The 22,465-nt window shown below is 62.4% G+C and carries 20 protein-coding genes and 2 pseudogenes; 11 read left to right on the top strand and 11 right to left on the bottom strand.

The window, feature by feature from the left end; translation table 11 throughout:
- Positions 1-1,367 precede the first annotated feature (1,367 nt).
- The 9 genes and pseudogenes from KPL57_RS14020 to KPL57_RS13980 form a co-directional block, all read right to left on the bottom strand.
- Entirely contained in the window at positions 1,368-1,685 is a 318-nt protein-coding gene (locus KPL57_RS14020; RefSeq protein ID WP_226351945.1) for a hypothetical protein, read from the bottom strand.
- Positions 1,682-3,043 (bottom strand): replicative DNA helicase, encoded by a 1,362-nt coding sequence (gene dnaB, locus KPL57_RS14015; protein WP_226351944.1) that lies wholly within the window; start codon positions 3,041-3,043, stop codon positions 1,682-1,684. The genes KPL57_RS14020 and dnaB overlap by 4 nt, the downstream gene beginning before the upstream one ends.
- A 1,644-nt stretch (positions 3,044-4,687) precedes the next feature.
- Positions 4,688-5,089, bottom strand: coding sequence for a hypothetical protein (locus tag KPL57_RS14010; protein ID WP_226351943.1), 402 nt, complete (start codon positions 5,087-5,089; stop codon positions 4,688-4,690).
- Between the two features lie 81 nt (positions 5,090-5,170).
- The gene (locus KPL57_RS14005) at positions 5,171-5,839 is read right to left on the bottom strand and encodes an HNH endonuclease family protein (protein WP_226351942.1); all 669 of its coding nucleotides are present in this window, start codon (positions 5,837-5,839) and stop codon (positions 5,171-5,173) included.
- Positions 5,840-5,925: 86 nt separating this feature from the next.
- A complete protein-coding gene (locus tag KPL57_RS14000) occupies positions 5,926-6,933 on the bottom strand; it encodes a hypothetical protein (protein ID WP_226351941.1) in 1,008 nt (335 codons plus the stop codon).
- A 1-nt stretch (position 6,934) separates the two neighbouring features.
- The gene (locus tag KPL57_RS13995; RefSeq protein ID WP_226351940.1) at positions 6,935-7,666 is read right to left on the bottom strand and encodes a helix-turn-helix domain-containing protein; all 732 of its coding nucleotides are present in this window, start codon (positions 7,664-7,666) and stop codon (positions 6,935-6,937) included.
- Positions 7,663-7,809, bottom strand: coding sequence for a hypothetical protein (locus KPL57_RS13990; protein ID WP_226351939.1), 147 nt, complete (start codon positions 7,807-7,809; stop codon positions 7,663-7,665). The genes KPL57_RS13995 and KPL57_RS13990 overlap by 4 nt, the downstream gene beginning before the upstream one ends.
- Positions 7,810-8,175: 366 nt before the next feature.
- Positions 8,176-8,469: pseudogene (locus KPL57_RS13985) on the bottom strand (C40 family peptidase); the annotation flags it as partial.
- A 35-nt stretch (positions 8,470-8,504) separates the two neighbouring features.
- A pseudogene (locus KPL57_RS13980) lies at positions 8,505-8,696 on the bottom strand (IS5/IS1182 family transposase); the annotation flags it as partial.
- A gap of 328 nt (positions 8,697-9,024) precedes the next feature.
- Between KPL57_RS13980 and KPL57_RS13975 the strand changes: the two are divergent.
- From KPL57_RS13975 to KPL57_RS13930, 10 genes are all read left to right on the top strand, one after another.
- Complete coding sequence (locus KPL57_RS13975) at positions 9,025-9,252, top strand: LxmA leader domain family RiPP (protein WP_226351938.1); 228 nt, start codon at positions 9,025-9,027, stop codon at positions 9,250-9,252.
- A gap of 82 nt (positions 9,253-9,334) precedes the next feature.
- The gene (locus KPL57_RS13970) at positions 9,335-9,967 is read left to right on the top strand and encodes a flavoprotein (RefSeq protein ID WP_226351937.1); all 633 of its coding nucleotides are present in this window, start codon (positions 9,335-9,337) and stop codon (positions 9,965-9,967) included.
- A gap of 317 nt (positions 9,968-10,284) precedes the next feature.
- A complete protein-coding gene (locus tag KPL57_RS13965; protein ID WP_226351936.1) occupies positions 10,285-10,866 on the top strand; it encodes a hypothetical protein in 582 nt (193 codons plus the stop codon).
- Positions 10,863-11,963 carry a class V lanthionine synthetase subunit LxmK gene (lxmK, locus tag KPL57_RS13960; protein ID WP_226351935.1) on the top strand — a complete coding sequence of 367 codons (1,101 nt, stop codon included), beginning with the start codon at positions 10,863-10,865 and terminating at the stop codon, positions 11,961-11,963. The genes KPL57_RS13965 and lxmK overlap by 4 nt, the downstream gene beginning before the upstream one ends.
- Entirely contained in the window at positions 11,960-12,919 is a 960-nt protein-coding gene (locus tag KPL57_RS69700; protein ID WP_226351934.1) for a T3SS effector HopA1 family protein, read from the top strand. The genes lxmK and KPL57_RS69700 overlap by 4 nt, the downstream gene beginning before the upstream one ends.
- A complete protein-coding gene (locus tag KPL57_RS13950; protein WP_308252872.1) occupies positions 12,810-14,180 on the top strand; it encodes a pitrilysin family protein in 1,371 nt (456 codons plus the stop codon). Before KPL57_RS69700 ends, KPL57_RS13950 begins: the two co-directional genes overlap by 110 nt.
- Before the next feature lie 2 nt (positions 14,181-14,182).
- The gene (locus tag KPL57_RS13945; RefSeq protein WP_308252871.1) at positions 14,183-15,439 is read left to right on the top strand and encodes a pitrilysin family protein; all 1,257 of its coding nucleotides are present in this window, start codon (positions 14,183-14,185) and stop codon (positions 15,437-15,439) included.
- Positions 15,436-17,262, top strand: a complete 1,827-nt coding sequence (locus tag KPL57_RS13940) for an ABC transporter ATP-binding protein (RefSeq protein WP_226351931.1) — start codon at positions 15,436-15,438, stop codon at positions 17,260-17,262. Before KPL57_RS13945 ends, KPL57_RS13940 begins: the two co-directional genes overlap by 4 nt.
- Positions 17,263-17,444: 182 nt before the next feature.
- Positions 17,445-17,699 carry a hypothetical protein gene (locus KPL57_RS13935; RefSeq protein ID WP_226351930.1) on the top strand — a complete coding sequence of 85 codons (255 nt, stop codon included), beginning with the start codon at positions 17,445-17,447 and terminating at the stop codon, positions 17,697-17,699.
- Between the two features lie 109 nt (positions 17,700-17,808).
- Entirely contained in the window at positions 17,809-18,513 is a 705-nt protein-coding gene (locus KPL57_RS13930; RefSeq protein WP_226351929.1) for a DedA family protein, read from the top strand.
- Between the two features lie 99 nt (positions 18,514-18,612).
- Here the strand turns inward: KPL57_RS13930 and KPL57_RS13925 are convergent, their stop codons facing one another.
- Together KPL57_RS13925 and KPL57_RS13920 are read right to left on the bottom strand one after the other, a co-directional pair.
- A complete protein-coding gene (locus KPL57_RS13925; RefSeq protein ID WP_264198084.1) occupies positions 18,613-19,200 on the bottom strand; it encodes a response regulator transcription factor in 588 nt (195 codons plus the stop codon).
- A 4-nt stretch (positions 19,201-19,204) separates the two neighbouring features.
- Entirely contained in the window at positions 19,205-20,317 is a 1,113-nt protein-coding gene (locus KPL57_RS13920; RefSeq protein ID WP_226351927.1) for a sensor histidine kinase, read from the bottom strand.
- Between the two features lie 1,492 nt (positions 20,318-21,809).
- On the opposite strand from KPL57_RS13920, the gene KPL57_RS13910 reads away from it, so the two are divergent.
- A complete protein-coding gene (locus tag KPL57_RS13910) occupies positions 21,810-22,460 on the top strand; it encodes a transposase (RefSeq protein ID WP_226351147.1) in 651 nt (216 codons plus the stop codon).
- Positions 22,461-22,465: the final 5 nt, after the last annotated feature.

Below are 22,465 nucleotides of genomic sequence, written 5' to 3'. Positions count from 1 at the left end.
CGGACGAACCTCAACACCATCCGGAACATGCCGAACACGCTCACCCCTCCGACGCCAACCCACCTGATGCTGCAACGTCCGCTCCGACACCCACCGACCCACATCCAAACCCACCCGATGAAAACGCACCGCCGCCACCGCACGCACATGACCTGTCACCGGCGGCGTCGGCCGCCACCCCGGCGTATCCCACCCCAAACACTCCCGCGCCTGCCCCTGCCCCAACCAAAACCACGTCGCCCCCGCATCCACCTTCCCCGAACGCACCCACCCCGCCCGCTTCCACCGCAACATCACCGACTGCACCGACTGCGCCGACACCCCCAACACACTCCCCAACAAATCCTCCGGCAACCCATACTGATGCGCCATCACCTCCATCAACACCGCATCCCGCTCAGTCTGCCGAACACCACCAACATCCCGACGCTTCGCACGCACCCGACCCCCCACTTCACCCAACACAATAGCCGCCTTTCATCCATCACGTGCCGCCAACAGCGCCACTCGACGCCAAGGCGATAGCGAGGCGGAAAACACCACCCACCGCAAAAAGATCAGCACCCAACCCGACCACCCCGATAAACCGAGGGTTTGACTGCGCCGATGCGCAGCGAGGCGAACAACCCACCTACGAGCAGATACACCCAAAGCAGCTCAGCCACCCACCCCCGCCACAGTCTGTTGACCTTGACCTTGCTTTTCAAAGGCATTGAACTTCGTACTCTGCCCTCTGGGTCACTCCGTGACCCGGCTGGGTGCCGCTGGGCCCGCCGGACACCTCGACCGGCCGTCCGCGAAGCAGGCTGGTTGAGGTGTCCGGCGGGCCCAGCGGCACCCAGCCCACAAAACCGCAGGTCACACCACACAAACCGGCTTCACCGCCCCCCGGAGATGATCTATGCCAATCCGAGGGAATCCGAGCAGATAATAAGCCAATCCGAGGGTACCCCGACAGGGGCGCCGAGCACGGACCGCCGCTCGGAGGCAGGGCACACCCCACCAGCGGCCCGACCAGAAAACCCGTCCCCGACCGTTACGACAAGAAAACGTCGCACTCAGTGACACGAACAGCTTTCACCAATTCCGGTCGAGACGACAATGGCGGACACAGAGCCAGGACACTCGTCTCGAAACACACGTCGGTGGGGCCGAAAAATCCCCCCGGCCCCACCGACACAGCAGACCATCAGAACAAACGGGCTGCGCCGGACTCGAAGGAACCTCCCTTCCAACCCAGCGCAGTTCACAACACACCCCCAGAACATACGATGGAGGCGCTCAGCGCATCACCAGTGCCGCATCAAAGCCCCGACACTGAACGGCAACTCCAGACCATGTTCGGTCAGTAACCGCTTCACGTCGGCCTACGTGAGCGGGGCCCCGTCCTTCACCGCACAGAACGCCATCTTCTCGGCGTCGGCCATGAACGCCGGATGCGCCGCGCACCAGTCCTTGACTTTCCGCTTCGCGGCGTCCCGTTGCTTATTTTTCTCCGGCGGCACAGACTTGTAGGAATGCGCGCGATACGCGTTCTGCGCAGACTTGTAGCCGTAACCCTGTGCGTCATCGATAATCTCGCCAGTGGTGACATCGACAACGACATACCGAAGATCACGGCCCCGCGACAACGCCGTACTGATGACCACTTTCACCCCGGCAGCACTGCCGTTCTCAACAGTCACCGACGGGCCAAACCGGCGAAACGGCTGTAATGCAACTGGTGCGCCACCGCAACCGTACGCGTCGGACCACCGCGATTCTTCGCCAGAATCAAATCCGCCTCACCCGCCCGCGGGTCCTCATGATCGTAGGCATCCGGACGGTGCAACAAGACCACGACATCGGCGTCCTGCTCCAACGCGCCGGACTCCCGCAGGTCCGACAACATCGGCCTCTTATCGACACGCTGCTCCGGCCCACGATTCAGCTGAGACAACGCGATCACCGGAACATCGAAATCTTTCGCCAGCACCTTCAACTGCCGAGAGAAATCGCTCACCTCGACCTGCCGGTTCTCCGTCCGCGCACCCGACGACATCAGCTGCAGATAGTCCACCACGATCAAGTCCAGACCGTGCCGGGCCTGCAACCGGCGCGCCTTCGCCCGGATCTGAGCGACCGTCGTCGTCGCGGTGTCATCAATGAACAACGCACCACCGCCGATGACCCGCGCCGCCGCCGCGGTGATCCGCTCATAGGCAAGCGCATCAAGCGCGTGCGGAGTCCGCAAATCCGACACCCGCACCCGCGCCTCCGCAGCGATGATCTTGTCGCGGAGCTCGGACTCCGACATCTCCAACGAGAAGATCACGCTGGTCCTGCCGTGGCGCACCGACGCCGACCGCACCATGTCCAGAGCCAGAGTCGACTTCCCCAACCCGGGCCGCGCAGCGATCACGATCAACTGCCCGGGCTTCCAGCCGCCGGTGACCTCATCCAGATCATCCAAACCGCTGGGCAGACCGGGCTCACCGAAACCGGACTGCACGCCGTCGAGCCCCGCCAGCCACGCGGCATGACCGGTCCCGAACCCGACACACCCAGCAGACTCATCACCCGCAGCCGACACACCCTCCAGCGTAGAACGCGCACGGTCGATGACCTCGCCGATCTCACCGCACCCCACGCCGATATGACCAAGTTGCGTGATCCGGATCCCGGACTCGATCAGACGGCGCAACATCGCCTTCTCCACCACGATCTCGGCGTAATAGGCCGCGTTCGCCGCGACCGGCACCGCCGCGATCAACGTGTGCAGATACGCCGCACCACCGACCCGACCCAACTCACCCCGCCGGTCCAACTCCGCCGCGACCGCGACCGGATCAGACGGCTCACCACCACCGTCAAGATCACAGACCACCTGGAACACCGTCGCGTGCAACGGCCGATAGAAATCCCGGACCGTGACCGACCCCGCCACGTCCCCGACCACCTCGGGCGAGAGCATCATCGCCCCGAGCACCGCCTGCTCCGCCCCCAGGTCATGCGGCGGCAACGGATCAGCCCCCGGCGGCGGGACAGGCATCGCGGCGCTCACGCGCCCACCGACGACGAGCTCTGACCCGTGCGGCAGGCCGGGCACGGCACACACCGACCATCGTCCCCGGTGACCGTCCGCATCCCGACACCATCACCGTCCCGCGCCTCACACGTCCCACACGCCGCCGACGACAGCACCGAAGACGGCACCGAAGGCTCGGCCGGGACACTCCCGGACCCCTCCGCAGCACCAGCCGGCGCCGACTGATCCTGCACAGCCCGTTCCGGGCGCTGAGAACGCCGCTGAGCGCCGCCCCGCGGGGCGGGAGGGTCCAGGAGCGGGAGCGGGGTCTCCGACAGCGGCTCGGCCGCCAGAGCCCTCCGGCGGCGGGCCAAGTGACGTGTGAAGGCGTTCACGACATAGGCGACCGGGGCGCCCTTCGCCTCCGACAACGCCGCCTGCCCGATCACCGCCGCCTCGGCCCACGACAAGCCATGACCCGTCACCGCCTCGGTCACCGCAGCCTGAACCTGATCAGCGTCCGCCGGGGACAACCGCCACTCCGACCGGCCCCGAGCCTGCGCCCACGCCGCCCACGGCAACCGCCGAACCAGCTCCCGGGCCTCGACCGCAACCGGTTCCTCGACCAGCACAGCAACCGACGCGGCAGCGGCGCGGGCCGGAGCGGGCGGCGAAGCCGACCCGCGCGCAGGCGCGCTCGATCCTTCGATATCTCTCTCTTCGAGAGAGATCGAAGATCTCTCGATCTGAAGTACCCCCCTGGCGGGGGGCAGGGCCTGACCAGCACAAACACCCCCATCCCCCCCAGCGGGGGGCAGGGCCGAGCACCCACCCCCCTCCACGGGGGGAAGGGTCTGACCAGCAGAAATACCCCCATCCCCCCCAGCGGGGGGAAGGCCACCTGTCCCATCCCCCCCAGCGGGGGTGTGGGGCTGACCAGCGGGAACAGCGAACAGGGTGCGGCGCCGGATCGAGACCGAGCGCGACCTCCCGGACCGCCGCCCACCCCGGCTGGGGGCCTGTTCGGCGGCGTCGAGGTCAGCGCTGATCCAGCGGTCCAGCTCCGCCAGCGACCGCGGGCCCCGGTAGTGCTCGGGCGCCGAGGGGAACACCACGAACTCGTTCTCGATCGCCCGCCCAGCGCCGTCCCGACGGGCCTGACGACGCCCCGTCGACGCGTTCACCCCACCGTCCATCACCCGCAGGAAACCGATCCGCTGCAGATAATCGGTGATCCACTTCGCCTTCTCCGGGCGCTCATAGCCACACAGCAACGCGAGCCGGGTCGGCGACAGCTTCACCATCAGATCGCCATGCACCCGCACCGCCGCCGCCATCAACACCGCCACCGCCGTACTCACGCTGTTCGCCGCAGCCACCGGCGGCGGATCGAACAACAAGCACGCCGTCACCCAGAACGGGACCGCACCCACCGTCGGGCTCTCCCCCACCGACACCCCGAACGAAGCATCGACAGCCGAACCATCACAAGACACAGAAGACACCGGCAGGACCCCGTCCGCAGACGGTCCCTGGTCGAAGTAGCCGGACATGACCTACACTTCCCCTATCTCAGCCTTCACGGCTGTTGTTGTTGAACGACTAGCGGCCCTTAACCTGTCCAGGGGGGGGGCCGTTCGTCGTATTCGGGACTACCCGAAACCCGGGCCGATGCACCCGCTAGGGATCACCACGCTCCGCGGTGCGTGGGCGGTGCGTGAAAATGCTGCGACCGAGCGCCCGACGGACGGTCATCCGGGCCGCACCGGAACGCTCGACCAGCGACTGCTCAGACCCCGGCGTGGCGATCAACGCCCCCGTCACTCCCGCCATCCGCAACCGCTCAGCCCGCTTAGCCCGATGCCACCGCCCCGAAATCGCCTCCAGGGTCTTGACACCCAGCGCCACCTGCACCGCAGCAGTCCGAGCCTCAGCGCGCTCCTCCATCTCGTCCCGATCCGCATACCGAGACTCGATCGCATCGAACGCCGCCGCGATCCGTTCAGACTGCGCCTCGGTGACATCCCCAACGGCAGCACCGAGCCACTCAGCAACATCCGACCGCACCGCACTGCCCTCCACGACCCGCACTCCACCAAACACCCCAACCGTACTGCGATAGACTAGCTTGGCAAGTCAACTGGCTCCGACACGCCGGGCAGATCACGCGCAGGCCTGCTGCAGCGCCTCCGCGCGCGCCGCGGTGATCGTGAGTTGGTAGCGGGTGGCGACCCGGGCGAAGTCGTGGGCGTAGGCACACGCGTCGACCTGCGGCATCCAGTGCTCGGGCCCGTGGTCGGACTTTGCTCGGTTGACCGCCGCGGTGGTGGCGCGCAGGTTGTCCGGATCGTTCGCGAACGCGTCCCGCTGCTGGTCGGTCCAGGCGTGCGCACCGGAGCGGTGCGCCAGCGCGAGAGGGATGACGTGGTCGACGTCGAGGTCGCGGGCCGGGCCGGTGACAGTCTGGCCGGTGTAGGGATCGCGCAGCGTCCCGGCGGTCACGTCACAGCCGCGGGCCACGGTGGTGTCGGTCAGGTCGCGGGCCAACACGACGTCGCGGACGTCGCAGCCCGGTCCAACCGCCGGGGCCCACCCGGGCCCGAACGCCTCGCGGCGGTAGTCACGGCCGTGCCGATCCGGGGCGATCCGGAGCGAAGACAGGTCGACCGGGCCGGACGCGGTCACCATCTCCGGTGCTGTTGTGGATGTCGTCGTCGACGGCCCGGTGTCGGCAGCGGCGGTGCCGGGCTCTTCCCGGAAGGCCCAGATCTCGACCAGCACGAACACCGCCGCCGCGAGCACCGCGAACAACACCGTCCAGATCCGGGTCACCGTCGGGATCCTTCCGTACCGCCCGTCACGTTCGACACGGGATAGGCGGAATGTCCGGCTACGGGCGCGGCGGCGTGGCCCGGCGGTCACGATCGGTCCCGGGCGGCCTGGTAACGGCCCCGCGCGACCCGGGTGACTCGCCCGCACCCGATCAACACGTCCAGGGCGTCGTGCACGGCGGCCTTCGACGCAGACGCAGCGTCGACGAGTTTCCCGGTCGTAGCCGTCCCGGCCTTGATGAGGGCGAGGACTTCGGCCTGGACCGGGGACAACACGATCTTCGTCCGCGCCGGGGCGGCGGCGCCCGCGGTGTCTGTGCTGCTGGTGGCGCGGTGGCCCCACGGGGCGCGCAGCGCCGCAGCCCGGGCCACCGGCCCCGACTCGACGGCGTCGTCGTCGGGGAAGTGGTGGGTGGCGTCGAAACCGCCGACCTGCCACCGCCCGTTCACCGCCGGGCCGAGGACCGAGGAGACCGCCTCGACCTCGAACGGGTGCAGCTCCGGTTGGGTGCAGAACCGGTCGAACGCTGTTGCTGCGGTCAACGGCGGCGGGGGCCCACTCGCCGCGACCAGCTCACGGACGTCGTCATCGGACGGGAGCCAGTCCCAGCGGACCGGCGCCGCCCGATACGACATCACCGCCATTCCTGGTTCCGGCTCCGACGTGGTCTCGCCCTCGGCGTTGACCTTCAACGGCAACTGCTGCGGATCGAACAACAGACCGGGCACCAGCGCCGACGACGACTCCGAGTTCGTCCGGAACGCGATCACCTGCGACGCGAACGCCTGACGACAGTGCTCAGAACCCCACTCGGTCTGGTTCTGGGACTGGTTCAACGCCACCGGCCACACTCCGAGGGAACGGACGGTGTTGACGACCTTCGTCCACCGCTTGGACAGCTTCGTGTCGTGCGCGACGAACGAGTACTCGTCATGCAGAAACATCCATCCCGGAACCTCCGGGCACGGCTGGAGCAGCCGGGAGCGGCGCTGCGCGGCGATCTGGGCCCGAGCGGCGATCAACGCTTCCACCAGCGGCGCCATCGCCATCACGTTCGCCTCGCCGATGATCGCGACCCGCGCCCGGGTCGCCAACTCATCGGAGCTGTTGCCTTTCGGATCGGCATAGAGCAGGTTCAACACACCCGCCGGGCTCGGGGGTGGTCGCGGTCGCGCGCTCGCGCGCGGCCTCCCCCGTGACGGTTCCCTGACGGTTCCAGGCGACCGGCGGTGAGACCCCCGTGGGGTCGCACGGTGAGACGGGGGGGGTGTCACTGTGAGACGGGGGGGTGAGCTGCGGAAACACCGGTTCGGGCAGGTCAGTGGCAGACCCGTCGAGACCGGTTACAGAAGGCTCGGAGAGACCGCCCGCGACGGCCGGATCAGCCGCCCCGGCGGACACCCCGACGGCCATGTCGGTGCCCGCGGAGACGACCACGCCGGCGACTGCTGCTGCTGCGGGGGCGGTGGCGTGGGCGGCGGGGGCGATGCCGAACAGCTCTTCGAGTTCCTCCATCTCGACCTGGGCCTGGAGCCGGGCCCGGTCCCGAGCCTGGAGTACGTCGAGCTGGATCCAGTAGCCGTTCGACGACCAGGCCCCGTTCTTCCGGCGCCGCCGGCTTCGCCGGAGCACGCCCTCGCGTTCCAGATCGTTGAGCGCCCGGAACACCGTCGCCCGCGACAACCCGGTCTTACGCGCCACCGTCATCGCTGCGGGGTAGCACAATCCGGTGTCCTTGGCGTTGTCAGCGATCGCGAGCAACACCGCCCGCCGCGACGCCCCCGCCAGATCAGACCGGAACACCGCATCCATCACCTTGATGCTCACCGGACACCCCCGGCCAGGACGAGAGCGGCCAGGTCAACGGCAACAAGCGGGGCGACCACCACCGGCGGCGAGTACAGCTGGTCGAGGTCGAGGTCGAGGTCGAGGTCGAGGTCGTGGGGGTGCTCGACGGTCCTGTGGGACATGACTACAGTGCTCCCTTGCGCGGAAACGTGCTCGGAGGCTGCGGCGCCCACAACTTTGCGAGGATGGGGCGCCGCAGTCCTTTCTTCTGTGCAGACCGTAGCCGAGCCGGTGCTCATCGACACCGCCCGCACCACCTATCCCAGGATCGTGCCGCTCCACCGGGCCTACGCCGCCCGCACCGGCGCCGCGACCGCCTCGCCGCCGGTGCTCTCGTCCGCGGCGCTGTCACCCGAATCGATGGCATCCGTGGCCTGCCGTCCTGCGGCGGTGGGTCTTCGTCCTGGTCGTGGTTACGGTGCTCGGGTGGGGCCGCCGTGTGGTGAGGCCCAGCGTGGCCGCGAGTGCGATCGCGCAGGCGGTGGTGCTCATGGCGTCGCTCCTGCCGCAGTAGCCGCAGGTGCCGGTGGGCCCGCCGGCGCGGGCGTGTGAACGCGGCGGATGTGGGTGACCTGGTCGGCCCACTCCGAGAGCGGCTGCAGGACGACGCCTCGGGTGGTGTCGTAGGCGTTGACGATCAGGCCGTGGCCGACATACATGCCGTTGTGCCGAGGATTCTCACTCGTGCCGAGTGAGCCGGGGATGAACACCAGGTCCCCGGGCGCGATGTCCTGGAGGCGGACCGGTGTCCCGGCGTGTTTCTGGCTGACCGTCCCGGCGGGGAGCGCGACTCCGCCTCAGAGCGTGTTTGGAAATTCTAGTGGGTTGAGGGTGTCGTGTGTTTCTGCTGGCGGGTGGCGGGGTATCCACGGGCGATGCGGCGGGTGATGGTGTTGATCGCGGCCCAGCGGATCATGGCTTCGGATGTGGTGGGGTGGCGTTCGTAGTCTCGGGCCAGGCGTCGGTGTGCGGTGAGCCAGGCCAGGGTCCGTTCGACCACCCACCTTCGTGACACCCTCATGATCACGCCAGGCCTGTGGCCGCACCCACCCCACCCCGCACGTCACCGCAGCTCAGGGCCCACCCATCACGACTTTGCCGGGGCCCTGCAACCCTCACCGCCCGCTGATCACCTACAAGATCACGTGACGACTTTGCCGGGGCCCTGCTGGCGGAACGCCAGGGTGCAATTTTCCACATGGACACCCGTGAGAAGTTCATTCTCTCCTTGTGCGTAGTGTCGAGTTTGCGACTCGAGGAGAGAGGACGCCGACCTCAGGTACGGCTCTCTTTTTCAATGGTCCGACTGTAATCAAACAAAATTGAGGGGGAGCTGCATGGCTAACGCGATGCGCGAGAAGGATCTGCTCGATGGCTACACCGCGTATACCACTGCGGAGGAGCTGGATCTCTACGATGGTGAGGCGACGCCAGCTGCCACCTCGCCGCTGGTGCCGATCCTGATCCGCGCGACCGTGATTGCGACGCGGTCCTCGCAGCAGTGTGCTGCTGGTGTGGCGTCTGCCGGTGGTGGAGTCGTGAGGACAATCAAGAAGGTCTGCTGACTCATCTGATTTTCTTCGTTCGTGGTGGCCAAGGTTAACTCTCGCGACCACTGACCTTGGCCACCACGAACGGTGCTTCCATATGATCAGCGAAAGAAGGGTTCCCGTGGGTCAGCTAAGGTCGACCGCTGTGGACGATTCTCCGTCTTTCGAGCGGCTTCTCCTGGTTGGGACAGGAGCGCTGAGTGTCAGCTTTCTTCCCTACTGGGTAGGTTGGGTCGATGAGGCACTTCCGAACGTTTCGCTTAAACTCGCACTAACTCGGGCTGCGACTAAGTTCGTTTCGACGCATGCCCTGGCCGCCCTTTCGGGTACGGAAATCGTCGTAGACGAATGGCCAGTGAACCCGGTGGAGGTAGCTCCTCACGTGGCCCTTGCTCGGTGGGCTGATGTGGTCGCAGTGTGTCCAGCCACTCTGGACTTCGTATCTCGGTTCGCACTTGGGCTGGCTGATTCTCCAGTTCTCCTGGCATTGCAGACAACGCAGGCGACCATCGGCGTATCTCCGGCCTTGCCCCCGAACGCGTTAGCGAACCCGATGACCGTAAGCCATCTACAGATGCTGCAAACGCGCCCCAACGTTGTCGTAACACCCATGGAATCCGCAATCAGCGCGACTACGGGGGAGCCATCAGAGACAGGCCAAGCACCGCTGTCTGACTTAATCAAGTTGATTGAATGGGAACGGCAGCAGGCTAATAAATGGACGTCATGAACGGCGGGTCGACGCTTATCGAAAGCTACGGAACCGGCCTTCGCTGCACCGAAATCCACGCACTCTCCGATACCTGTTTCCAATGGTCCCATAGGGGCGGCCCAGATAGCGGCGACGTCCTCACCGTACCGTCCGCCGCGATACGGAACATCGTCGCAACAAGTAATTCTGCAGCGCGATGGCTGATGGCGTTAGACGGTGGAGACCGATTAATCTACCGAGCGACTAGTCCGCTATCTTTGGCCGCGTTACTGGACCACGATGGTGATCGAGTCCAGCAACTCGCGGCTGAGAGTCTCACCGCAGCAGGACATGCATTGCGCGATCTGCACAACTACTTGGCGCCAGAGAACTTCCACGGATCGTCCGGATTACGTCGCACCAGTCGGTGGCTGGCCAAAGAACGCATGAGCACGTCGCATTTCGACAATTTGGTCAGATCCAGGTGGGGAAGCTTTCGCTTGGCCCGCTTGCAGTCGTGGCTTGAGCAAACGGAGCTGGCCACGCATTCCGTGCTCCTACATGGCTTCGCTTCGCTGGGTGTACTGCTACCCCCGATCCTGACGACGACCACCGAGTTTCTGATCGGGGCGGATATCGCCGCCGGACGCCCGGAGGTCGACCTTGGCTGGTTGCTAGGTGAGCTAGCCGAAGTAGCACGCACGACGTGTCGAGAGATCGTCGACTTTGACGAGCTGTCCCGGCTGCTTCTACAGGGATACGGGCCCGGATACAACGAAATTGCGTTGGGGCGGATCGCGGTCCTCCGAATGGTCACCCACCTCCATGACTATGCCACCTACGTGGAATGGAACGCTGATTGCGTCCGTCACGCTGACTTTTTGGTGGATCTTATCGACGACGAAGGCCGCTCAACGTTACCGGGGAGGACGATGTGACCGGGTTGTGGGGACAGTTTGAACCCGCTAGCCTCGGCGAAAATCCTGCGGTGAACCGGGTTCTGACCCGACTTGGGCTAGGCGAACTCACATCTGAGGCAGTGACGACTTTCGGCGGCCGTAATGAAAACTGGGCGGGAAAAACAACCACCGGCGTACGGGTGTTCGTGAAGGCAATGTCGCCACAGGTCGGTGAGAACGCTGCCGCGATGGATAGATCTGTGAAGTTCGAACGAGCTGCCCGCTCCAACCGTACATCAGCGCTGTCTGTGCCAGAGATACTGGGATACGATCGGGAAGCTGGCATGCTGGTGTTTCGCTTGCTCGATGAACCCCAGTCGGGGGTTGAACTCGCACTTGAAAATCGCTTTGGAAGCGATCTTTGCCGGCGTGCCGGAGAATCGCTTAGCGTAGTGCATGAGTTATCGGTGGCAGGGCTCGATAACAGTGCATTTTGGCTCCCGCCGATGGACTGGCTAGAGGGTATGCGTTGGCCAGCTGTCCAGCAGCAGAGCGCGGCTCAGCTGGCAGCATGGCGATTACTGCAGGATGACGGTGAGGTCGTTGACGCACTCCGTGCTTTGCGCGCAGCGGAACATAGCATTCAATCTACCCCTGTGCATGGAGATGTGAGAATCGATCAGTTCGTCGTATCCAGAGGGCGGCTCTATCTTTGCGACTGGGAGAATTTCCGACTCGGAGACCCTGCACGGGATATAGGTGCCTTCCTCGGTGAGTGTCTCTACTACTCCACTTATTCTCTGTTCACTCCACTGGAGAAGCGAACAGGAACAAAACTCGCTGAAATGAACATTGCCCACGACGATATCATCGATCGCGGGCGAGAGTCTCTTCATCGCACTATTCCGAAGATCGTATCCTTTTGGGAAGGGTACGTCAAGGCAAGCAAGCCGGACTCCGATTTCGTTCCGCGAGCGCTGTCCTTCGCAGGTTGGCATTTGTTCGACCGGCTGATCGCCAGTGCAGAAGCACATATTCAGCTTAGTCCGGTTGCGAAGGCCGCGGCAGGCCTGGGGCGCACAGTCCTACTGGATCCGGTTGGGGCAGCCCGGCTGATGGGTCTGGTGACGCAGTGACGCTTCATCCGAAGATTATCGAAGCACTTTCTAGCGTCTCAGTCAAACCGAACACGCTGACTGCCCAAGTTGGAGATCGAAATCTCGCTGGGGACAGCCTTCGAGACCTCCGTGGTCAGCTCGCTTTGGCGCTATACGACCATCTTCATGCTGGTGTAGAAACCAACCGCGATGCTGGCGGTGCGTCGCGGAAGGGTGCTGCAAGAGATTTTGAGTTCGAATCACAGCTGACCCGTGCTGTCCCACACGTATACGCGCCAATACCGGGAGTTCTGCTTGGCATCGATCAGGATGAGGTTTTCGTCCGGACTGCCGAGATCACTCTTCGAGTACCACAGGAGAAACTCTCCAGAGCCGTCGCCGCTGACGACGTGGGTGACTCTGTCGAATTGCGACTCGACGCCGTACGTCCCGTCGTATCTCCCGGATTCTTCTATGTCGTCGGCGCGCATGCTAGACCTGATCTGTACAGCGAGACCCGCAGGATATTCGTGCATTTGACCGATGCCAAGAGCGCCGTCCAGGCTTGGCAATTTGCATTAAGCGCGCTGGAAGGGCGCTGCGCTGATTACCACGCCAAAATCCTCTCCATCTCCAGTGAATATCCGCGTCGCGATGCCTTGGTTATCTATCTTAACGGAGACGACGAAGGTGACGTACGCGCGCTCACAAGAGCGTTGACCGATTGTCCGGCGATCGGAACCTCTACTTCGGTCTTTGCAGATGAACTTGCACCTGGGATCGCCACTGCGTGGGAGCCGCAAGACCCACGGCCAGGACAAGCAGGGTTGAGCTTCGGTCAGCACCGCTGCCTGGCGTTGGCCCGAGCTCTACTCGCACACGCAAATGGCCCCGGCTGTGAATCTCCTGCGGCCGCGATCGCCGAGCAGTTTCGGCTGGCTAACATCGACCCCTACCGTCCCGACCGCAACCTCGACTGCCGTGAGGATGCCTAACGTGATCTCGGCACCAGAAACATCCGTGCATCGATTCGTTTTGGGCAACGGCTTGAGAGTAATTGTTGAGCCCGATAAACGAAACAGACTGGTATCGGTCGCACTTACTGTCGGTGTCGGCTCCCGTACTGACTCGGCTAGCACTCGGGGTATGGCGCACCTCGTAGAGCATTTAATGTTTCCCCGCTGCAAAGAGTCCAGCGGTCGTGGGCACCTGCGTAACGTGGAAAGTTCGGGCGGGATCTGTGACGGCGTGACACACCGAGATCACACGAGCTACTACAGCGTAATCGGATCGGATCAGCTCGAATCTCTTCTATTCTGGGAAGCAGGCCGCCTGGCCAGTTTCGCAGTCGACCAGGATATGCTAGATAGCGAACTTGCCATCGTGGGGGAAGAAATCCGGATCGCCAACGTTGCATCACACGGAGGCTACCCGTGGACCACAGCCGCTTCAGCGCTCTTCGGCAAAGAAAACCACGCTGGTGGTGACCACGGTATTATCGAACACCTCGATCGCATCACCCCTGCTGCTGCCGAAGCGTTCCACCGGCGCTGGTACACACCGAATAATCTGGTTCTCTCCATCGTCGGTGACGTTACCGCAGCTCGGGTTGAAAGTGCTGTCAATGCGGCATTTGGCGCATTAAGCGGGCCAGCCCGCGACGAGCCGCGCCGCAATAAAGTAATTATTGCCGCCTCCTCCCACGTCCGGCACCACGCGCCGCGCTTTGCCGGAACCGGTGTTGCGATCGGACTCGCGACCCCAGATGTCCGAACTGTCCCCCACGCCTACGTCGCGCACGCCGTGCTGACCGAGGTGCTCAACTCGTCTAGAATACCCCGATTAAAAATCAAAGAACCGCGCTTACGCTCAGCTTGCGTCTACTTCGGATTTCATGGAGAGTGGTTTAATACCTCTGTGTCGGATCTCCAGGTAACTCAGATAGTGCATGAGCCAGGCTGGCTCGACGCGGAAACTGCGTTCGATAATGAACTTGCTGTGCTGTCAACAGATGGACCAAGACCAGGCGAGCTCACCCGTGCGGTGAACGCCTTGCTGCTGGCTCATCATCGTCAGCTCGATTCGCTTGCAACTCGCGCTGTCGCACACGGTCGTTTCGAGCTGCTCTTCCCCTATCTCAGTGGGCATGCTGCTGTTCCCCAGTTGCTTGCCGCAGTCTCCGATTCTAATCTCAGCACTGCGGCAACATCGATGCTGGTCCAGCCCCGCGTCGTGGTAAAACTGAACGGAGAGTAGTGATGAAAACGTTATCAAGAGCGCTATGTCAGACGCTGCCGAATGGACTGCGGGTTGTTGCTGTGCCTGACCCATCCGCACTTATAGCTGAAATCCGACTCGCCCTACCTTTTGCGCGGACCCGCGCGGATCTCACGGCGCCGATGGACCTACTCGCAGCCTGCGTATTGCGTGGTACCAAGTCACGGGACCGGCATGCGGTGCTCCGGCAGGCTGGCGATCTCGGCGCAGAGCTGGCCAGCTCCCGCGACTCGGAATCGCTCCTGTTGTCTGCCAGTGTGTTGAATGCGGGATTCGCGGGGACCCTTGAGCTGCTTGCCGATGTGGTGACCCGTCCTGCCTACCAGAATTCTGAAGTCGACGCGGCAGCCGAAACTACCGCATTTACCGCCGCTGGCTGGGGATCCCACATGCAGCTGCGGCGAACGTTACTTCGTCATCGATTTGGTTGTCACCCGCTCTCCGCGGACCCAGCCACGCCGGCTGAATTATTTGCCGTAACTCCGGATGACCTACATCTTCTGCATACGAAAGCGATTGTCCCCGTTGGGGCGGTCCTGCTAGTACTCAGCTCAACCGAACCTACCGAAGTTCTGGATCGGCTAGCCGAGCTATTCAGTTCGTGGCAGGGCTCAGCGTCTAGCTTGAGGTTGCCTGAGTTGGATGCGTCAACTATCGATGATAGTCACGTCTGGCTTGCTGCCGAACCCAATGCGTCGGCATTGGTGGCGACCATCGGTCCGGGACTCCCTGTGTCACATCCTGAGCACCCGGCATTGCAGCTGACGAATTTGATACTTGGTGGTACCGGGTCTTCGCGGTTGTCGACGCGTATCCGTCAGAAACTGGGTTTGGCTTACTCTGTCGGATCCAGCCTTGAAGATCCCGGAGCAGGCGCCTGGTCCAGTGTCACCGTCGCTACCGCGCTCGGCAATGGACCCCGGGTCCTCCGTGAAGTGGCCTCTTGCATGGAGGATCTGGCGGACCAAGGTCCTACCCAGCAAGAAGTCGAGGCCGCCCGCCAGTTCGCGACGGGATTTGCCACGATCGGCTTGTCTACGAGGGCCGAAATGGCCAGCGCGGCAACCGGATTCATCCTCCGCGGACTCCCGCCGGACTGGCTCTGTAGCTACTTCGACCGCGTCGAATCGATCACGGTGGCCGAGGTCGCCGCGGCTGCACGTCACTGGGCGCCTGGTTCGCACTCTTTCGGGGTCTGCGACGTCCGCGAAAATCCTGCAGCGGTGGAGGAACAATGAACCGACCGTTGCGAGCACTGCTGCGCAACGCAAAGTCGCACAAGCGGCCCATGACGCTTGTCTTCGCGTTGACATTGGTAGGCAGCGCGATCGGACTGGCTCAGCCGCTGGTGGTGCAGAGTGTCATCAACGGTCTCACTCTCGATGAGAGCATCGGCGCTGAGATCCTGGTACTGATCAGCTTACTGGTGGCGTCTACGCTGCTCACCGCATGGCAGACCTGGCTGGGTGGTCGCACGGCCGAGCACGTGGTGCTGGACATTCGCCGGGGCCTCATCGGCAGACTGATCCGACTGCGCATCTTAGAGTTGGATCGACTGGAACCCGGTTCACTCACCACCTGTGTCACTTCTGATAGTACTGTCGTACAGCACGCGGCCACGACTGGAGTGATCGAGCTGCTAGATGGCGGGATCCACCTTGCCGTCAGCATCGCGCTGATGGCTATGTTGAGTTTACCGTTGTTCGGCGTCACTGCAGCTGTACTACTCCTCGCCGGTATTGGAATGGGGATTGTTGTCCCTCGAATTCGCCGCTCCGTTGCTGCGATGCAGGAGTCAGTAGGTAACATCGGGGCCGCGCTCGACCGATCCCTCGGAGCCGCGCGCACGGTGAAAGCAAACGGAGCAGAAGCCAAGGAGATTGATCGAGCAGACAAGGCTGCCTGCGAAGCGCACCGTGCAGGTCTTGTCGGCGCGCGGCACCAAAGCATCATCGCAGTCCTGTCCAGCTTGGCTCTCCAGATGTCATTCCTTGCAGTGATCGGTGTCGGAGGAATGCTTACCGCAGCTGGACAGCTCGATATCGCCACACTGATCGCATTCCTGCTCTATCTCTTTAATCTTGGTGCGCCGATTATATCTCTCGTTACTGGGGTCATCGCGCTACACCAAGGCTTGGGTGCGATGCAGCGCATCGATCAGATCAATCAGATGCCTGTCGAGGACGATGTCGACCATCGGTCTCGGGCGTCGTTGACCACCACAGTTCCCAGCGTCACGGTAGACGGCATCACGTTCGCCTACCCAGGCCGGGAACCGGCACTCGACGGCGCCACCTTTGTTGCCAAGGCAGGAGAAACGACCGCAATCGTCGGACTATCCGGTGCGGGCAAGAGTACCATTTTTTCCCTGCTGCAACGATTCTACGACCTCGGGCAAGGCCAAATCCTCCTCGGCGCCGAGGATATCAACGCGCTCAGTCGAGCCGAAGTGCGCCAACGGATCGCTTATGTGGAACAAGACGCCCCAATGTTGGCCGGAACGATCGGCGAAAATCTTCTGTATGCGGCGGCGGCGGTCAGCCCCGCCGCTATCGACGATGTTCTCCAGCAGGTCGGACTCGACGAGCTTGTCAACCAGTTACCAAAAGGCCTCGACACCACCGTCGGCGCTAGAGGCATTACTCTATCCGGGGGGGAACGACAACGATTAGCCGTCGCTCGTGCATTGCTGCGACGCCCCCAAGTTCTGTTGCTCGACGAGGTTTCTGCTCACCTCGACGCGCGCAGCGAATTAGCCATGCGCGGCACCATCGAGGCTGCTGCGAGGAGGTGCACCGTCCTGATCGTTGCACATAGAATTTCTACCGTCAGCTCTGCAAACCAACTCGTTGTCCTAGAACAAGGCAAAGTTAGGGCTACCGGCACACACGCCGAACTCCTCGCCACCGACGCTCTCTACCGCGAACTAGTGGAAAATCAACTGCTAACCCCTGAAGTCGATCAGACAGAGGATGCATCATGTCCATCACCCACACTCGCACCATCGACGACGAGCTCTTCGGTCACCTCAAAATTCACACGAATGGAGAATCCGGTTTAGTTGAGATTTCGGGACCTGAAGTCCCTACAGTGACTATTTGGCGACAGCCAGGAGCGGAGATTAACCGGTTCGTCCCCATCGGATCCCGCCGGGCGGAAGATCTCGATATATCCGTTGGTGGAGCATCCGCGACGATCAGACCAGGGGCAGGGAAATTAACGCGGGGCTCTTACCGAGTCTGCGTGAACACCGCAGACGGCAAATACTTGTTCAAACCCAACTCAATTGACACCAGCCAACTGTGGCGAGATGAAACTAAGCTCGCCGACTTCTCGATGGACAACAAAGGCGACTTCATCGTCTCCTGGCTCCAAACACGCGAACAAGTACTAGAGGCCGACGCTGCAATCGGCTATTCGCTATCGGTCGCGTTCCGTACCGGCGCTCAGGGGATCTGGTCGATGCTCCTATATGGCCTGGAGGCCATCCCTGACTGAGTGCTTTCATCTCGTTACTACCTACATGGGTACTATATCATGAATTGCGTCGCCGGTTTAGCGTAAAAATCCTTGGAGGGCCTCCGACTCTTGTCGGAGTTCAGGACGAATGCACTATCTCGCCGGCTACTATTCATTCATTTTCTTAATAGTTATCGTGGTGGTTTCTTTGCCTGAGTTGGATGCGATACTTCTGGCGGCCTCGCCGTTTCTGACCTATATGGCCTGTGCGCTTGTGGTCGGGATTGAAAGCATCGGAGTTCCGTTGCCGGGAGAGCTCGTGCTGATTACCGCGACTTTGCTTGCAGCTCGCCCGGGGTCGGAGCTTGACCCGGTAATGATTGCGATGTCTGCGGCGGGCGGTGCGATCGTGGGTGATTCCATCGGTTACACCATTGGTCGTCGCTACGGGTACAGGCTATTAAATCGGCTTGGTCACCGATTCCCCCGTCACCTCGGTCCTTCGCAGGTTGCTACTGCCCAGCGGCTTTTCCACCGATATGGTGCGTGGGCGGTCCTCGGAGGCCGGTTCGTCGCACTTCTACGAATCCTTGCAGGTCCGTTGGCTGGGGCTATGCACATGCGCTATCCAGTTTTCTTTGCGGCAAATGCTACTGGTGGCGCTCTATGGGCGTCAGCGACTAGCGCGGCGGTCTACACGCTGGGGGTCGTCGCGGAGACCTGGCTAACCCGATTCGCCTGGGGTGGGCTGCTGCTTGCCCTGATCGGAGGCTGGTCGATGTCACGAATCCTCCGCCGACGATTTTCTTTCGGCGCAGATGAGAACGCCGCCAGTAAAACGGCAGACACTTGAGCTGTATCCAACATTGTCACATGATTTTCGATCAAATCGCTCTCGGCTTACTCTGGCGAGGCGGTTGAAAGGACGAAAATCTGAGCTGTAGCAGAGAGCTCAACTGCGCCAAAGCCAGCCGGCCTCTCGAGCGCGCTGGATAGCTTCGATCCGATTTCGGACGTTGAGCTTGCGCAGGATTTGCGTCATATGATTGCGAGTAGTGCCGACAGCCATATGCAGCTCACGACTTATATCTTCGGCAGTTTTGCCGATAGCGACACGCTGGAGCACGGCCTGCTCACGTTCAGTCAGAGGTGTTTGTCCATTTTCCAGCGCATCAGCGAGCAGACTGGGTGAGATCACCAGATCGCCGACATCAACCCGCCGAATCGCATCGATCAGCGTATCGACTGAAACCCCCTTTTTCAGGAATGCTCGCACGCCAGCATCAAGTGCTTCTCGCACAATTCCTGGTCGGTCCATCGCACTAAGTACGAGCACTCGAACATCAGCGGTGACAGCCCCGATCTGTCGCGCCAGCATGAGGCCATCGACACCGGGTAGATCAATATCTAGCACCACGATATCCGGTGAGGACTCCTCAATCAGTCCGAGCACCCGATCACCGTGCTCCGTTGCGCCGACGATCTCGATATCGTCCTCTGCTGATAGTAGTGTCGTCAGCGCGTCGCGCAGCACCAGCATGTCCTCAGCTACAAGTATGCGGATCATGTTTACCTCCGACTGGCACTTCTACTACGAGTCGAAAACGTCCATCCTGCGTGACCTCAAAATGCAAATTTCCGCCAACTTGTTCGACTCGATTGGTGAGCCCGGCGAGGCCCCCACCTGCCTCACCGCTTCTCCGTACGCCGTCATTCTCAATAGCCATTCGAAATGTGTCATTATATGTATCGATTTCGAAAAGGCATTCCTGCGCAGAGCTGTGCTTGAGGACGTTAGTGATCCCTTCCCGTAGCACCCAGCCTCCAATTTGTCCGATTCTCTTGTTGGGGATGCCAGCTATACTTACCCGACACCGAATTCCGCAGGACTCCAACAAAGCCGTCCCCGCAGCCAGTTCCTCGTCGAATACAGGTTGCCAATTGCCTCGTGCTACATGGCGAATATCGTCGAGTGCGCGCTCGGTAATGTGCTGTATCTCGCGGATTTCAACAGCAGCTCTCTCGGGGGAATTCATCATTAGTCGAGCTGCGAGTTCTGCACGCAGGCCAACCGTGGTGAGCCCCTGCCCGAGCGTGTCATGGAGATCCTGGGCCACACGTACGCGCTCTTGGACAACGGCAAGTCCAGCCAGCAGTTTTCGACTCCGCTGCAACGCCATTGCCATCTCGCCCATCTGAATAGTCGCTCTGATCGATACGCCGACCAAGAGAGTGAGCAAGAAGGGCCCAAGTACAATCTGCCACGGCGTTGTCAAGCTGGTACTCACGCCTCCGGCGGCGGCCCCCCCCCCGAACACCGGGAGTGCCCAAGGGTCGGGCAAGACGACCAGTACCGTGCAACTGAAGATCAAAATTAGGATAGTGATGATGGCCCCGACGGGCGCCGTCCACGACCCCAATGAAGTGACAGCGCATTGCGTTGCCAATGTCGGCGCAGCCCATCGGCGCGGCAATAATCCACTCCGGAGCCGGTACAACGTCGTGCAGATCAAGATTGCCAGCGGCGCTGTTAGCCACAACAGCATATGCTCAATCTCTGGTAGGTACTCTGCGAAATCCGGCGACACATGCTGAAGCGAGAGTCTCCAGGCAAGCAAGCTCAGCGGAAAACCGACCTCGATAGTGAGAACGAACATGCTGACCTGTTTGATTAGCTTCAACGCTCCATGCCCCCTGCTGCACCTGTCTTGCGGAATCGGCTAACGAGTCCATTTCGATCAGTTTTGCGTTGATCAGAAGCTTGAGCATCAGGGGTCAGTGCCGCGCGAAGGAGTAGCTGCTGGTAACCGGCTCCTCCCCTAAAAAAATCTTTGCTGAGTTCCCTTCCCTCGAAGTGTGCGGGTTCCCTCGTGGGTTCAACCAATCGTTGCAACATCGAATCAGTTCATGACGGCATCAAAGACGACGACACCCATTGTTTTCGGCGCCGATGTCCTCCAGACTCGCCCCACTCCGCGCCAGCCATTCATCGGACCGGACCAGCATGAACGACGCTGACTAAATGATCACCACATAACTACCCTGCCCCTGGCGACAGGCTCTTAATGACACCCATCATCCGCGCCACTACCATCGACGCCTACCGCCGCCCCGACGGCCACCAACTCCAACACGACGTTACTGTCATCGCCTCCGGGCGCATCCCGATCACCCAAGACGGATGCCTCACACCCGAGGAGGCTTATTCAGGGACGCTCAACAAACTGCTGCGTTGAGACGCTGACCTGGGGAAGCACGTTGCTTCATGATCATCCTGAATAAGCCTCGAGGAACCTGGAGTCGTCGTCGGCATCGGTGTCTCCGACACCGCAGCCGGCGAAGCCCCGGCATGCTCAGGCCCGCCACCAGAGCCACACCCACCGACGGCCAGCAGCACCACCGCCGCAACCCCCGCCACCACCGCCGACGCCCAGCTAGGCCGTGCACCTACCCTCGACCACGACTTCGGACGCTGCGTCCCCGGGCACTCCCGCTGCGTTGCTCTCATCACCCGGCATCCCTATCGCATCCCGCAACGGACAGGCTCGCCCCACCGACCACGATCACCCGGCAGAACCGGAACCTGTCCCCGAACCGGGCTGTGTGAACGGGTCTGTCCCAGGAACGGTGTTTCCGGCCTGACGCGCCGGGCTGGGGTCCGGCGGGATGGGCACTGTGAGTGATGACATCGGACCTTGTGAGTCCAGGTGGATACGAGTCCGGGTCGGGGCGTGAGCTGACGGCCGAGCAGGCTGCTGCGGCGGCGATGGTGGCCGACGCGCGAGCCCGGGGGTTGGCGTTGACCGGCCCGGACGGGCTGTTGAAGCTGTTCACCAAGAACGTGTTGGAAGCAGGGGGCTTATTCACAAGGGAGTAATTCTGTTGATCTGCGGAAGCCGTCACCGGCGATTTTGTCTCGATACCGGCACGGCGGTGTGTCGCGCTTGAAGTGCAACAGCCCTTGCCGGTTTGTTCGGTGTTCCCAGGCATCGAACGAGGATCGGCGAAGAGCTGTTGCGATTCAAAGCTATGACAGGGTTGGACGATAGACAACTCACCGATCTGGTGGTGAGAGTACACGCCCGATGCGGCGGCAAGTTCGTTTCTGCAGGTAGGCCTGTTGCGTTGGGCTTGTTCCGGTCAGTGGCCATGGTGGTGACGCTGATGCGCAAGAACGTGACCCAGGACTTCGCGGGCGCGATCTTCGGGGTCAGCCAGTCCACGGTCAGTCGCCGCTGGGACCTGCTGCGCCCGGTGATCGGCGAGGTCCTCGCCGACGTCGTGCCCGACCCGCGGGAGGTCCTCGGAGGCGGAACAGTGCTGGTCGATGGCACCGTGTGCCCGACGTGGGACTGGAACGCAGTGTCCGACCTGTTCTCGGTCAAGGCCGGCTACTCGGGCATGAACCTGCAGATCGCCGCCACCCTCGACGGAGTCCTCGTCGCGGTCGGCGAAGTCCCGATTCACGGCGCCCGCCACGACGCACATGCCTACGCCGCATCCGGGCTGGCGGAGCGTCTGCGCGATCTCCCGTCCGTCGCCGACCTCGGCTACATCGGCGTCGAGGGCATCAACACGGTCCCGCACAAGCGATCCCCCGGTATCGACCTCGACCCCAGCCAAGTCGAGTTCAACACCGCCCTCGGCAGAATCCGCGCAGCCGTCGAACACGCCATCGCGCACCTCAAAACATGGCGCATGCTCAGCGAAGAAGGTGGCCGATACCGCTACCCCATCAGCAAATACGAAAGCACAGTTGCGGCAATCGTAGGCCTCTACTTCTTTGCGGCTTATGAATAAGCCTC

The sequence above is a fragment of the Pseudonocardia sp. ICBG601 genome (assembly GCF_020496245.1).
This window is presented reverse-complemented; position numbering and strand designations above follow the sequence as displayed.

Excerpts from the sequence above, each read along its gene's own strand:
- KPL57_RS13925 (WP_264198084.1), bottom strand. The coding sequence starts at position 19,200 with ATGCTGGTGCTGCGCGACGCGCTGACGACACTACTATCAGCAGAGGAC.
- KPL57_RS13990 (WP_226351939.1), bottom strand. The coding sequence starts at position 7,809 with ATGTCCCACAGGACCGTCGAGCACCCCCACGACCTCGACCTCGACCTC.
- KPL57_RS13970 (WP_226351937.1), top strand. The coding sequence starts at position 9,335 with ATGATCAGCGAAAGAAGGGTTCCCGTGGGTCAGCTAAGGTCGACCGCT.
- KPL57_RS13975 (WP_226351938.1), top strand. The coding sequence starts at position 9,025 with ATGGCTAACGCGATGCGCGAGAAGGATCTGCTCGATGGCTACACCGCG.
- KPL57_RS13930 (WP_226351929.1), top strand. The coding sequence starts at position 17,809 with ATGCACTATCTCGCCGGCTACTATTCATTCATTTTCTTAATAGTTATC.
- KPL57_RS13950 (WP_308252872.1), top strand. The coding sequence starts at position 12,810 with ATGGCCCCGGCTGTGAATCTCCTGCGGCCGCGATCGCCGAGCAGTTTC.
- KPL57_RS13940 (WP_226351931.1), top strand. The coding sequence starts at position 15,436 with ATGAACCGACCGTTGCGAGCACTGCTGCGCAACGCAAAGTCGCACAAG.
- KPL57_RS13910 (WP_226351147.1), top strand. The coding sequence starts at position 21,810 with ATGGTGGTGACGCTGATGCGCAAGAACGTGACCCAGGACTTCGCGGGC.
- KPL57_RS13945 (WP_308252871.1), top strand. The coding sequence starts at position 14,183 with ATGAAAACGTTATCAAGAGCGCTATGTCAGACGCTGCCGAATGGACTG.
- KPL57_RS13920 (WP_226351927.1), bottom strand. The coding sequence starts at position 20,317 with ATGTTCGTTCTCACTATCGAGGTCGGTTTTCCGCTGAGCTTGCTTGCC.